Annotated in this window: 15 protein-coding genes; 12 read left to right on the top strand and 3 right to left on the bottom strand. The window is 56.1% G+C overall.

Annotated features, from left to right (window positions below):
- Positions 1 to 54 precede the first annotated feature (54 nt).
- From HFN16_RS03755 to HFN16_RS03740, 4 genes are all read left to right on the top strand, one after another.
- Positions 55 to 1,074 (top strand): TAXI family TRAP transporter solute-binding subunit, encoded by a 1,020-nt coding sequence (locus HFN16_RS03755; protein WP_247648429.1) that lies wholly within the window; start codon positions 55 to 57, stop codon positions 1,072 to 1,074.
- Positions 1,075 to 1,465: 391 nt separating this feature from the next.
- Positions 1,466 to 2,785 carry a malic enzyme-like NAD(P)-binding protein gene (locus tag HFN16_RS03750; RefSeq protein WP_168889426.1) on the top strand — a complete coding sequence of 440 codons (1,320 nt, stop codon included), beginning with the start codon at positions 1,466 to 1,468 and terminating at the stop codon, positions 2,783 to 2,785.
- A gap of 327 nt (positions 2,786 to 3,112) precedes the next feature.
- Entirely contained in the window at positions 3,113 to 3,595 is a 483-nt protein-coding gene (locus HFN16_RS03745; RefSeq protein ID WP_168889425.1) for a hypothetical protein, read from the top strand.
- Positions 3,596 to 3,597: 2 nt separating this feature from the next.
- Entirely contained in the window at positions 3,598 to 3,771 is a 174-nt protein-coding gene (locus HFN16_RS03740; protein WP_168889424.1) for a hypothetical protein, read from the top strand.
- A 70-nt stretch (positions 3,772 to 3,841) separates the two neighbouring features.
- Here the strand turns inward: HFN16_RS03740 and HFN16_RS03735 are convergent, their stop codons facing one another.
- Positions 3,842 to 4,327: a CinA family protein gene (locus HFN16_RS03735; RefSeq protein WP_168889423.1), complete on the bottom strand. Its 486-nt coding sequence runs from the start codon at positions 4,325 to 4,327 to the stop codon at positions 3,842 to 3,844.
- 78 nt (positions 4,328 to 4,405) lie between these two features.
- On the opposite strand from HFN16_RS03735, the gene HFN16_RS03730 reads away from it, so the two are divergent.
- Positions 4,406 to 4,828, top strand: coding sequence for a hypothetical protein (locus HFN16_RS03730; protein ID WP_247648428.1), 423 nt, complete (start codon positions 4,406 to 4,408; stop codon positions 4,826 to 4,828).
- Positions 4,829 to 4,901: 73 nt separating this feature from the next.
- Entirely contained in the window at positions 4,902 to 5,252 is a 351-nt protein-coding gene (locus HFN16_RS03725; RefSeq protein WP_168889422.1) for a DVU0772 family protein, read from the top strand.
- A 637-nt stretch (positions 5,253 to 5,889) separates the two neighbouring features.
- Here the strand turns inward: HFN16_RS03725 and HFN16_RS03720 are convergent.
- A complete protein-coding gene (locus HFN16_RS03720; RefSeq protein ID WP_168889421.1) occupies positions 5,890 to 6,366 on the bottom strand; it encodes a DUF3124 domain-containing protein in 477 nt (158 codons plus the stop codon).
- A gap of 76 nt (positions 6,367 to 6,442) precedes the next feature.
- Positions 6,443 to 7,180, bottom strand: a complete 738-nt coding sequence (locus HFN16_RS03715; protein WP_168889420.1) for a sulfite exporter TauE/SafE family protein — start codon at positions 7,178 to 7,180, stop codon at positions 6,443 to 6,445.
- A 116-nt stretch (positions 7,181 to 7,296) separates the two neighbouring features.
- Between HFN16_RS03715 and argJ the strand changes: the two genes are divergently transcribed.
- From argJ to HFN16_RS03685, 6 genes are all read left to right on the top strand, one after another.
- Positions 7,297 to 8,478 (top strand): bifunctional glutamate N-acetyltransferase/amino-acid acetyltransferase ArgJ, encoded by a 1,182-nt coding sequence (gene argJ / locus HFN16_RS03710; RefSeq protein WP_168889419.1) that lies wholly within the window; start codon positions 7,297 to 7,299, stop codon positions 8,476 to 8,478.
- A complete protein-coding gene (locus tag HFN16_RS03705) occupies positions 8,459 to 8,974 on the top strand; it encodes a hypothetical protein (RefSeq protein ID WP_168889418.1) in 516 nt (171 codons plus the stop codon). The genes argJ and HFN16_RS03705 overlap by 20 nt, the downstream gene beginning before the upstream one ends.
- A gap of 17 nt (positions 8,975 to 8,991) precedes the next feature.
- Complete coding sequence (locus HFN16_RS03700; RefSeq protein ID WP_168889417.1) at positions 8,992 to 9,189, top strand: 2-hydroxymuconate tautomerase family protein; 198 nt, start codon at positions 8,992 to 8,994, stop codon at positions 9,187 to 9,189.
- Between the two features lie 143 nt (positions 9,190 to 9,332).
- Entirely contained in the window at positions 9,333 to 9,947 is a 615-nt protein-coding gene (locus HFN16_RS03695; protein ID WP_168889416.1) for an HD domain-containing protein, read from the top strand.
- A 214-nt stretch (positions 9,948 to 10,161) separates the two neighbouring features.
- A complete protein-coding gene (locus HFN16_RS03690) occupies positions 10,162 to 10,965 on the top strand; it encodes an ABC transporter permease (protein ID WP_168892248.1) in 804 nt (267 codons plus the stop codon).
- Positions 10,966 to 10,973: 8 nt separating this feature from the next.
- Complete coding sequence (locus tag HFN16_RS03685) at positions 10,974 to 11,819, top strand: ATP-binding cassette domain-containing protein (protein ID WP_168889415.1); 846 nt, start codon at positions 10,974 to 10,976, stop codon at positions 11,817 to 11,819.
- Positions 11,820 to 11,823: the final 4 nt, after the last annotated feature.

Raw genomic sequence — 11,823 nt, 5'->3', positions numbered from 1 at the left:
ATTGGAATGCTGAAACGTGCCGAACTTGAATTGAATCTGATTGAGGAGTGAAGGATGCGAGTCATGCGATTCATCATGGCGTGCCTGACTGTACTTGTGCTGCTGCTCTCCCTTGGTTGTTCTTCGGAACCCGAACAGGCTCCCCCGAGCGTGGAGCAGGCGGAACAGAAAAGGGTGCTTGCCTTTGGTGGCGGCCCCACTGGTGGCACCTTCAACTTCTTCGCCAATAAAATGGCGAGTATCATCTCTAAACAATACGAATGGCTGGATGTTTCACCCAGAGGTTCGGGCGGATCGGCAGAGAATCTGCGTACCCTGAACAAAAACGGGCTGGATCTGGCCATCGTCTATTCCGGCGATGCGTATCTCGGACGTAATGGCAAGCTGCCGGGCGATAAGGCCCGGTATGAAGACGTGCGCGCATTGTCGTTCCTGTACGGCGCCCCTGCGCAACTGGTCGTTCGCAAGGATTCTGATATCCAGTCCCCCATGGATCTGGTCGATCGGGTGGTTGCCGTGGGTAATCCCGGCTCGGGCGCGGCTCTGTCTGCGGAGCGTTTCTTCCGTCATATCGGCATGTGGGACAAGATCAAGACACGCAATCTCGGTTACTCACGCGCTGCTTCCGAGCTTGTCAGCCGAAAGATCGACGCCTTCTGGGTGCTGGTAGGATACCCGAACTCTTCGATTATCGAGGCGGCGTCGCACCTCCCCATCAGATTGATCGGACTGCATCAGGTATCCCTGAAGACGGGCTTCTATGACGTCTACCCGTTCTACTCCATGGTAGAGATTCCGGCCAATACATATGATGGCCAGGAAAGGAAGGTAATGACTTTCCAGGATTCGAGCCTGTGGTGTGCCAGCGTAAAGATGCCTGAAGAGGTGGTGTATGATTGCTTGCGGGCGATCTACTCCGAGCACGGACTCGAGGATATGGTCATGGCCCACAAGGCGGCCAAGGGCATGTCCAAGGCCAGCGGGATTCTGGGGGTCTCCATCCCGCTGCATCCGGGCGCACTGCGCTTCTGGCAGGGGCAGGGACTGGATATCCCCGCCCATCTCATGCCTTGATTCGTTCCATTCATCATTGACGCGACTGCCATCCAGCTGGATGCCAGTCGCGTTCGTTATTCTTGCTCAAGAATCTCTGCTGATCTGCGCAGTCGAGGACGAATTCAACCTGGTCGCCCGGGGTTTAAGAGGACTGTTTCCTTGGAATCTCTCGCTGTGGCCAACATTCTTGCGATATTTTTATTCACAAGGGTATTCGCACAAGTCTATGCCAACCTGTTGATTTGATTGACCGCTCGGTCAATGTGCGTTGAATGCAGAGTTGAAAGGGTCGGAAAGCGTTGGGCTTAAAGGGAAAATGTGCTTGACGGAAAGTGAAAATCATCAGTACCAAAAGGTTCCGACTATCGCGGTCCATATACGAACAGATATTTTTAAGGGAGGCCTGATCATGGCGCTGTTCACAAAAGAAGAAGCACTGAAGTACCACGCTGACAAGCGTAAGGGTAAGCTGGAAGTCATTTCCATCAAGCCCTGTGACAACCAGAAACACCTGTCCATGGCATACAGCCCGGGCGTTGCCGAAGCTTGCCGCGAGATCCACGCGGACACGGAAAAGGTGTACGAGTACACCAACAAGGGTAACCTCGTTGCCGTTGTTTCCAACGGTACCGCCGTCCTCGGTCTGGGTAATATCGGCCCCGAAGCCGGTAAGCCGGTCATGGAAGGCAAGGGCGTGCTTTTCAAAATTTTCTCCGACATTGATGTGTACGATATCAACATCGACGCCAAGACCCCGGACGAGGTCGTGAGCTTCTGCAAGATGCTCGGCCCCACCTTCGGCGGCATCAATTTGGAAGATATCAAGGCTCCCGAGTGCTTCGAAATCGAACGTCGCCTCAAAAAGGAAATGGACATTCCGGTCTTCCACGACGATCAGCACGGCACCGCCATTATTTCCGCTGCTGGCATCATCAATGCCCTCGAAATCTCCGGCAAGAAGATTGAGGACATCAAGATCGTTGTCTCCGGCGCTGGCGCTGCTGCCATTGCTTGCTCCGATCTGTACGTAGGGATGGGTGTCAAGAAAGAGAACATCTTCATGTTCGACTCTCGTGGCCTCATTCACGCCGGTCGCGACAATCTGAACGAGTTCAAGCAGCATTACGCACAGGACAAGGACTACGGCTCTCTCGCTGACGTCATGGTCGGCGCCGACATGTTCCTCGGCCTGTCCGTCAAGGACGCCATCAATCAGGACATGGTCAAGACCATGGCTGAAAACGCCATCATCTTTGCCTGCGCCAACCCCGATCCGGAAATCCCTTACCCGGACGTCAAGGAAGTTCGCCCCGATATCCTCATGGGTACCGGTCGTTCCGACTTCCCCAACCAGGTGAACAACGTTCTCGGCTTCCCCTTCATCTTCCGTGGCGCGCTCGACTGCCGCGCTTCTTCCATCAATGAAGAGATGAAGCTCGCCTGCGCTCAGGCTCTGGCCGATCTGGCCAAGGAACCGGTCCCGCAGGACATCTGCGACGCCTACGGTGTGGACAAGCTGGAATACGGCATTGACTACATCATTCCCAAGCCGCTCGATCCGCGCGTGTTGACCTGGCTGGCTCCCGCCGTTGCCAAGGCCGCCATGGATACCGGCGTTGCCAAGATCCAGCTCGATCTCGACGAGTACCGCAAAGAACTCGAAGCCCGTATGGTCGCCTCCAAGGCCCGCACCAAGAGTGTGGTCGATTCCTTCGGTTTCGATTTCTAAGTCTGGGTTAGACGACATTCAAAGAGCCCCGTTCCTTTGGAGCGGGGCTCTTTTTTTGAAAGGCAGGAGAGGATGCCGCTGCGCGGCGATTGTCGGGTGACTTCGCCTCCGGCGGCCAAAGGGCTATACCCTTTGGAAACCCACCCTGCGCCTTTGGCGCAAATATATTTCGCGCCGAAGGCGCACATGGGATTCTTAAGGCCCTCGGCCTTAAGCCCGCCGGGAGGCGAAATCACCCGACAAATGGAGGCCGCAGGCCGACCTTCCATTTTTCTCCCCCCCAACGCCAACGTTGCGTCACAATCAATACTCTTCTATGGTCCCCCCATGAAACAGCTCATCGTAACCATGGCCGTGGCACTCCTTCTGTTGCTGCCCGGCTGTAAAAAGAACCCCAGAGCCATCATCGACCTGCCCACCGGGCCGGAGTATGTTGGCGAATATCTTCAGACTTCCGACGTGCTTCGCATTGGACACGCCTTGGACACCATCCCCACACGCGCCACGGTCCAGTGGGAGAACATGGATACCGGCTACCAGTATTCCATGATGATTTTTTCCTCGGATTCCGCAATGGGAACCACCACCCGCCAATTCTCCGTGCTGTCCATCAATAGCGAGCGGGACGGCGAAGTGCTCAATCTTATCGGTACGTCAACCAAGAAAAATATTTGGAATATCGTGGCCGAATCTTCTGCCTCTCCTGTTGGCAAGGCCGCCCGCATGCAGCTTGAGGCGACCCCGGTGCCACATGCCTCCCTGTCTTCGGGCAAGGATTTCCATGGTTTCATGGTGGAAGAGTTGGAGTAAGCGTGGACAATGAGCTGAAGGAACGCATTCAGGCGCTGGCCGAGGCCCAAGGGATGGACTCCACTGAGCTGGAGCAGCTGTTCAATGCCGGAGGGCTTCCTGATGAGCTGATGGAAGCCATGACTTTGGTGCTGGGAAGCATCGGGGATTTTGGGAAAGAACAGGGCCCTGAATAGAAATTTCGCGAGAGAAAAAGAAAGGCCGCCTCAGTTGAGGCGGCCTTTCTGCGTTTTGTGAGTGTGGAAATTACTTGGCGACGCCGAGCAATCCGTTGATGGCAGCCATGACGGATTGTTCCTTGATGGCGGTGCGGTCTCCGGTGAAGTTGTAGAGCTTGGCGCGGGTGCCACCGGGCCAGGCCCAGGCCATCCAGACGGTGCCCACGGGTTTTTCCGGAGTGCCGCCGCCGGGACCTGCGATGCCGGAGATGGCCACCGAGATATCAGCGCCGATGGTCTTGAGGACGTTTTCGGCCATGGCGAGGACCACTGGTTCGGAGACGGCGCCGTGCTGCTCGAGGATGTCCTCAGACACGCCGAGGAGTTTGGATTTAACATCGTTGGAATAGGCCACGACAGATCCGGCGAACCATTCGGAGCTCCCGGCTACATCGGTAAGCGTGCTGCCGAGAAGGCCGCCGGTGCAGGATTCAGCGGTGGCAAGAAAGTTGTTGTGTACGCGCAGGTTTTCACCCAGTTCGGATATGGCGCGGGAAATGAGATACGTGTCCATGTTTGTTCCTCCGAGGCCTCTAGTACAAAATAGATTGCACAGTTGCAATGTGGCAGGGGGGAGAGGTACAATATAACCATGACAGTAACGCCTTCGGAATTATTTCAACTGGCATTGAAGAGGCATCAGGAACCATGGAACTGGACCCTGCACTTCATCGGCGTGGTAGGCTTTGCCATCACCCTGTTCGCGCACAGCTACCTGATGTTTGCGGCAAGTCTCATCATCTTTGGCGCGGGCTTTTTTGACCTGAAGATGCCGAAGCCCGTGAAGAACAGCTGGTTCGCGCTGGTTGCCGGAGCGGTGGAGTGGGAGAAGGATTGGCTGTCTACGCCGTGGAATTGGTACAAGATTTGGCGGTTCGGTTTTGTCATGACCGTGCTTGCTATCACTATCTGGGCATTGGTTACACGAGATGGAGCGGTACTCTGTGCGATAGTTGGGTTTGCGTATCTTATCAAAATCATGAGAGAAAACATTGATGCTGGTATAGAGCCCTAAAAGGGATGGACAAGACGGGATTTAGTGGTTATGGTAACTATTATCACTTAGGAAAAATCTCGGAGGAAATCCTATGACTGATGTTTCTAACTGCAAGCAGTGGCGCAACGAAGTGAATTGGGACATGATTCACGAGGATGCCATTACCCTGTACTTGGAGTGGGGCAACAACAACTACCGTCACGCAACACGGTCCCCTGTGACCAAGTCTGGCGAGTACTCCATATATTTCGCCATTGACACATGGGAAGAGCCTAAGATGGTCCTGATGCGCATGGACAACTTCGGTTCTCAGATTCTCTGCTCCACCAAGCTGCCCGATCATCTACGTGAGGGCCTGTTGGCTGAGTACAAGGACATCAAGGGTATTTTGGAACTCACTCCGCCCATCAAGAAGTGGGCTCAGGAGTTGATGGACGCTTAGGTAACTTGTTGAGTTGTGATTGAAAATGTGGGCCGCCCTTTTGGGGCGGCCTTTTTTTTATGAGAAATGCAGAAATGCAGGAGGGGAGGCGGCTTATCAGCCGCGATTGATTGAAGGATGTGCGCTTTTCAAGCGCGGGAGCCGTCGCTTTCGCTCCTCCATGCCCTCCCGGCGGGGTTCTTTCTTGGCTGAGCCGCCCCAAGAAAGAACCAAAGAAACTCGGCTTTGTGTGCTCGGCCGCCTCGTGCTCACTTGCTGAGAATCTGATCCAAATAGAATGCCTTGAGGCTTGCTACGCGACTATAGTCGCTGCCGGTGGACGTGCTGTATCTGCGGCATTCGATTTGGTCAGTTTCTATGCTTCGTGTTCAAGGGCTGGTGCAGGTCTTTGTTTGGTAGAGTTGAGATCGGGCTGGCACGTAGAGACTTCCTGTTCATCAACCCGCGATAAAAGCCGAACGGCGACTCTGAAAAGAACAAGCGAAGCGCAAGTTCGTTCAGAGTCGCCGTTCGGCTTTTATCGCCAATGGGATTCCAAAGGCCCTCGGCCTTTGGGCTCCGCTGGCAAGCGTCCCCGAAGGGCCGCCGGAGGCGAAGTCTTCTGACATTCGCCGCGTAGCGGCATCCTTATCTGTGTTTAATCTTCCTCAATAGCCACGCCGTCGCAGACGAAGGAGATGCCTTGTGTGGAGGCGGTGCCGATCATGACGGCCTGAATGATGGGGACGGATACCTGGGTGCCGCCTTCCCACTTGAGGGTGAAGTTCGCGCCGGAGCCGCCGGAGGTGTCGCGTTCGGGGATGAATACTTCGTGGGTGGCGAGAGGCGGAATGACCACCGGCTCGTTGAAGAAGTTCTTCATCAGCTTGCCGTCATCGTTGTAGTAGCGGACGTAGTTGACGGTGATGGTGTTCTTGGCGTCCACATTGCGGATGGAGAGGAGCGCGGAGAGATTGTAGGGCCGGTTCTTGGGACCTTGGTAGACGTGGGAATAAACGGGGACGTATACCTTCTGGCCGCTGGAAACATGCAGCTTGCGTCCGGCCATGGCAGGCAGGGTGAAGATGGCGATGGCCAGTACGGCAAGAACAAGGCTGGTGATTCGTATGCGCATGGAGTTCTCCTTGGATTACTTTTCTCAGTGATATATGCCCGGTCAGTCTGTGAATGGCAAGATGAATGCACATCCATCAGGCGGCGAAGGCCTTGGCGATGAGCACGGCGCCGAGCAGGGTGATGAGGGCGAGCACGATACGGCGGAACGCTTCCTCGGGCAGCAGACGGCGCATCTTGCCGCCCAGCCAGATGCCTGCGGCCACCGGGAGAACGCCCACGGCAGAGACGAGCATGACTTCGGTGTTGAGCATACCCAGCTTGCCCAGCCCGAACAGCATGATGATGCTGGCGATGGTGAACGAGGTGTTGATGGCCTGTACCAATTCGTCTTTGGTGATATCGAGGGCCATGAGATAGGGCAGCACCGGCATGATCTGTGAGCCGGTGAGGCCATTGACAAACCCTGTGGTGATACCAACTATGCAGGCACTGTTTCGTGTGTGGTCGAGATGGAATCGACCTCCCCAAAGTCCGTACAGGCCATAGAGCACCATGGAGATGCCCAGCACGGCCCGGGGCAGGGTTGTGTCGCCGCCACCGAGGATGAACAGACCGAGGATCAGGCCGGGGATGGCCGCTGCATACATCAGCCAGAATTGCCTGAAGATGCGCAGGAAACCGCCCGCGTCGATCATGACCAGCGCATTGGACAACAGCGACGGGATGATCACCAGCGGAATGGCGAGGCGGATGTCCGCATAGGTCGCCATGATGCCCAGACAGGTGGTGGCAAAGCCGAGGCCTGCCGTGCCCTTGAGAAAAGCGGCAAAGAGAAAGGTGAGCATGACTGTGGCGATGATGAGCGGTTCCATGCATGTTTCCTAGCTTGTAAGCAATACTGTGGCAACCGGGTTATCCCTTTTCACTTGGTCCAGACTGAGGTAAAGCAGAGTTCCGATTACCAACAGATAGATTTCGGAGAGAGAATATGAATATACCCAATGGATTTCGCTTCGCCGCCACCCAGGCTGCCTTCAAGTATGAGGGCAAGCTGGATCTCGGCGCCATCGTCAGTGACAACCCGGCCGTGGCCGCAGGTGTGTTTACCACCAATAAATTCAAGGCCGCTCCTGTCCTGCAGTGTCAGGAAATGCTGGCCGACGGCCGCAAGATGTCCGGCTTTCTGGTCAACTCCGGTCAGGCCAACGCCTGCACTGGTGACGAGGGCCGTGCCAATTGCCGCGAGACCCTGAATCTGGCTGCCAAGGCGCTGGGCGTTCCTGCCGATGAATTGCTGCCCGCTTCCACCGGCGTCATCGGCGCTCAGTTGAAGATGGACAAGTGGGAGGCTGCCATGCCTTCGCTGGCCGAGTCTCTCGGCAATGTTGATCCGGTGGAGACCGCCAAGGCGATCATGACCACTGACACCGTCCACAAGATGGCTGCCGCCGAGTTCGCCCTCAAGGGTGGCACGGTCCGTCTGCTCGGCATGTGCAAGGGCGCGGGCATGATCTCGCCCAACATGGCGACCATGCTGTCTTTCATCTGCTGTGACGCTGATATTTCCACCGAGGCATGGCAGACCATGCTGTCTGATTGCGTCAATCTCTCCATCAATCGCGTCACTGTCGATGGCGATACGTCAACCAATGACTGTGTCATGGCGTTGGCCAATGGAGCGGGTGGCGTCGCCATTGAGACCGAGGAAGACTACATCCTGCTGCGCAAGCACCTGCTGAGCGTGCTGGAAGAGCTGGCCTACAAGATCGTCATGGACGCCGAAGGCGGCACCAAGGTGGCCTTCATTCAGGTGTCCGGCGCCAAGACCGACGCCGACGCCGAGCTGGTGGCCCGTGCCGTGGGCAACTCCCCGCTGGTCAAGACCGCGCTGTTCGGCTCCGACCCCAACTGGGGCCGTATCATCTGTGCCGCTGGTTACTCCGGTGCGGATTTCAATCCCGAGGAGTTGGTCCTCAAGATCGGCGGCATTCTGGTCTTCCGCAACGGCACTCCCGAGCCGGGTGACATGGACGACCTGCTCAACCCGATCATGCAGAAACGCGACATCGTCATCCATCTTGATGTCGGTGAAGGCCCGGGCAGCTCCATGCTGCTGGCCAGCGACCTGACCAAGGAGTATGTGAGCATTAATGCGGACTACCGGAGCTAGCGCCGCAGCCTGTCTGCTGGCTTTGGCTGCGGTCCTGCTGATGGCCTGTGGGTACCTCATCGGGTACTGGCAGGTCTTTGGCGAAGGGGTGTTTGCCTCGGTGACGATGGAGCGGTTGCTTTCGCTTCCCGTGAAGGTGATTGCCGGCTTCAGCATGATCGCCGCAGCGTTTGTGTTCATTGCCGGGCGTCTGAAAGGATATGCCTGCGGCCGGAAGCTCAATGTGCTCGCTCTGGTGCTGTTTGCACTGGGGCTGCTCGCCGCCATGTATGTGGCGACGTACGATCGGTTCTCGTTGATGGATCTTTATCCGTTTGCCGGGGTGCTCGTTGTTTCGCTCCTGTTGTTCCGGTTCGAAAGCCGGAGCGTGGCCGCCCTGTCCGTAGGAATTATCCTGTTCGGGTTTTATGTGATCGGCGCCAAGGAGCTTGGCGAACGGGATGCCGAGCGCATGCAGAATGAACGAAGTGAACTTGTCACGCGTATTGTGACATAAACATATCTGGAGGCTCCATGCCCATACTCAGACTCGAAACCTGGGCCGGTATCAGCAAGGAAGTGAAGCGCGATTTCGTGGAAACCATGACCCGCGAGACCGTGCGTATTCTGGATTGCCCGCCCGAGGCCGTGACCGTGATTATCGACGAAGTGCCCAAGGAGAACTGGGGCGCGGCAGGCGAGCTCTGCACTGAGCGGTTCCCGGATAAATAAACAACGACATTGATATGGCGTTATCTGCAGGTCGTTTGGCACGAACTGCGGGTGTGCCATTATGGAACTTTTTATACTGTTGTGGCGTGGTAATTCCTTGCTGCAACCCGTAGCCACGATTCGGCTGCCGGAGGCTTTGATTCATGGGTAATATGAAAGGTCGGGACAAGACGACCCGGATAGTTGATTTCCTCAACGAATGTGGAATGTTGCGTAAAACGCCAAGAACGGGTTATCAGTTCCTCGGCTCAGGCTGTGAGAACGTTGCCGAGCATTCGTTTCGTACAGCAGTCATTGGTCACGTACTGGCCCTGATGGCCGGGGCGGATGTGGCTCGCACCACATACATGTGCCTGTTTCACGACCTGCACGAGTCGCGTACCGGCGACTTCAACTACGTGAATCGCATCTACAACAACTCGGACCGAGTTCTGGCTCTGAAGCACGCCACTGGCGGCACCGGGCTGGAAGAAGAAATCATGGGGTACTGGGACGAGTTGGAAGAGACCGCCACCCTCGAGGCCAAACTGGCTCAGGATGCGGATCAGCTGGACTTCATCCTGATTCTCAAGGAAGAGTTCGACATGGGGAATAAGTACGCTGGACAGTGGCTGGAAATGGCTGTGCAGCGCGTTCGAACCGAATGGGGGCAGGAGCTGGCGGAGACCATCGCAAAGACGGACCACAAGGACTGGTGGTTCCTCGGTCCTGACCCGTCCTGGTGGTCCCGGAAGAACGGCAAGGATAAGAAAAAGTAAAACCTTGTGAAAATATATCGGGAAAAAGTCCTGATTATGTTACGGAATCCCCTAACCAACTTGCTCAATCTTTACATTTTGGTTAGAGAGTAAAGATTAATATAGGCTAATTGTCTATGGCGGGAAAATGTTACGTTTTTTTGACCCTGTATGAAGACGGGGTGCGTAGCATGATTATACTATGAGTTTTAGACTATTCCGGGGTGGAATTTTCATGGCCGAAAAGGCGCAAGAAACAAACTCTCTTTTCCTTCCAAGCCGACTTGTCCAGAAGATAGTGGATGAGATGGGTGGGATGTTCCTGTTCCTTTTGGAATCCATCGCATTGATTTTTGCGGGGTGGGGACAGTTCGCCAAGATCATTCGTCAGATCTATTTTATCGGCGTGCAGTCCGTGTCGGTCATCGCGCTGATTGGCCTGTTTACCGGCATGGTCATGGGTATGCAGCTGTACTACGCTCTGTCCGCATTCGGTGCTGACGGCTTTCTTGGTACGGGCGTGGCGCTGTCCATGGTGCGCGAACTGGCTCCGGTCATGACTGCCATCATGCTCACCGGCCGGGCCGGATCGGCCATGACTGCCGAGATCGGTGTCATGCGTATCTCCGAGCAGATTGATGCCCTGACCATCATGGACATCAATCCCATGCGCTATCTGGTGGCTCCGAAGATGGCCGCTAGCCTGCTCAGCTTCCCGATCCTGACCGCGTTCTTCAACCTCATCGCCCTGTGGGGCGGCTGGTTGACCGGCGTCAAGCTGCTGGGAGCCAACGAGGGAGTGTATTGGGCCAGCGTAGAGTCTTCCCTGCAGTGGGATGACATCTCCGGCGGTTTTACCAAGGCCATCGTATTCGGTCTTCTGGTCTGTACCATCTGTTGTTTTGAGGGATACTGGACTCACCTTCGCTCCGGTCATGCCGGACCTGAGGGCGTGAGCCAGTCCACCACCAACGCGGTGGTCAAGTCGTGTGTCGTTATCCTGGCGTCTGACTATGTCCTGACGTCACTGCTCTGGTAGGTGAAGTGATGAAGACGACCAAAGCACCAAGCATACGACTGGAGAACCTGACCATCGGTTATGGCGGTAATCCCGTGGTCAAGGACCTCAATATTGAATTTCCGGGGGGCAAGCTCTCCATGATCGTGGGCGGCTCGGGTTCGGGCAAGTCCACGCTGCTGCGCCACATCCTGCAGCTGAATCCGCCCATCGCGGGCAGTATTCACATCGGCGGCAAGGATATGGGCGCCCTCACCAAGAAAGAGCGCCACTGCATGCGTCAGAGCACCGGGGTGCTGTTTCAGGACGGCGCCATGCTCGGTTCTCTCCGGGTGGTGGACAATGTGGCCCTGCCACTGCGTGAGCACACACGGCTCAAGGAAGACCAGATTTTGCGCATTGTGGAGGATCGATTGAACCTCGTGGGCCTCGGGCATGCGGGGAATCTCTTCCCCAATGAGTTGTCCGGCGGCATGCGTAAACGCGCTGGCTTGGCCCGTGCGCTGGTCATGGACCCGCAGGTGCTCTATTGCGACGAGCCTACTTCTGGTCTTGATCCGGTCATGTCCGCAGAGCTGGACCAGCTCTTGCTTGAGATGATGAGACACTTTGACATGACCATGATCGTGGTAACCCATGATCTGGCGAGCATGCGCGGTCTTGCCGACCATGTTGTTCTGCTGGGCGAAGGGCGTTGCCTGTATCAGGGCAGCGTGGAAGAGCTGGAAGCCACCGAGGACCCGTACCTGCGCCGGTTCCTGGACCGCGCCGCCGAAGAGCGCGACGCACCCAGGTTGACCTTGCCGCCGCTTGACCGGTCCATGATGAAATTGAATTGTGATACGTTGATGAGCGATAACGACACTGGCCGATAAGGAT

The sequence above is a fragment of the Pseudodesulfovibrio sp. zrk46 genome, from assembly GCF_012516435.1.
Taxonomy (GTDB): Bacteria; Desulfobacterota; Desulfovibrionia; order Desulfovibrionales; family Desulfovibrionaceae; genus Pseudodesulfovibrio.
Note: the sequence above shows the minus strand (reverse complement) of the source record. Positions and strands in the feature narration are given on the sequence as shown.

Coding starts and splice junctions, on each gene's coding strand:
- HFN16_RS03745 (WP_168889425.1), top strand. CDS start 3,113: ATGAAACAGCTCATCGTAACCATGGCCGTGGCACTCCTTCTGTTGCTG.
- HFN16_RS03750 (WP_168889426.1), top strand. CDS start 1,466: ATGGCGCTGTTCACAAAAGAAGAAGCACTGAAGTACCACGCTGACAAG.
- HFN16_RS03735 (WP_168889423.1), bottom strand. CDS start 4,327: ATGGACACGTATCTCATTTCCCGCGCCATATCCGAACTGGGTGAAAAC.
- HFN16_RS03725 (WP_168889422.1), top strand. CDS start 4,902: ATGACTGATGTTTCTAACTGCAAGCAGTGGCGCAACGAAGTGAATTGG.
- HFN16_RS03685 (WP_168889415.1), top strand. CDS start 10,974: ATGAAGACGACCAAAGCACCAAGCATACGACTGGAGAACCTGACCATC.
- HFN16_RS03690 (WP_168892248.1), top strand. CDS start 10,162: ATGGCCGAAAAGGCGCAAGAAACAAACTCTCTTTTCCTTCCAAGCCGA.
- HFN16_RS03700 (WP_168889417.1), top strand. CDS start 8,992: ATGCCCATACTCAGACTCGAAACCTGGGCCGGTATCAGCAAGGAAGTG.
- HFN16_RS03715 (WP_168889420.1), bottom strand. CDS start 7,180: ATGGAACCGCTCATCATCGCCACAGTCATGCTCACCTTTCTCTTTGCC.
- HFN16_RS03705 (WP_168889418.1), top strand. CDS start 8,459: ATGCGGACTACCGGAGCTAGCGCCGCAGCCTGTCTGCTGGCTTTGGCT.
- HFN16_RS03730 (WP_247648428.1), top strand. CDS start 4,406: ATGACAGTAACGCCTTCGGAATTATTTCAACTGGCATTGAAGAGGCAT.
- HFN16_RS03720 (WP_168889421.1), bottom strand. CDS start 6,366: ATGCGCATACGAATCACCAGCCTTGTTCTTGCCGTACTGGCCATCGCC.
- HFN16_RS03695 (WP_168889416.1), top strand. CDS start 9,333: ATGGGTAATATGAAAGGTCGGGACAAGACGACCCGGATAGTTGATTTC.
- HFN16_RS03755 (WP_247648429.1), top strand. CDS start 55: ATGCGAGTCATGCGATTCATCATGGCGTGCCTGACTGTACTTGTGCTG.
- argJ (WP_168889419.1), top strand. CDS start 7,297: ATGAATATACCCAATGGATTTCGCTTCGCCGCCACCCAGGCTGCCTTC.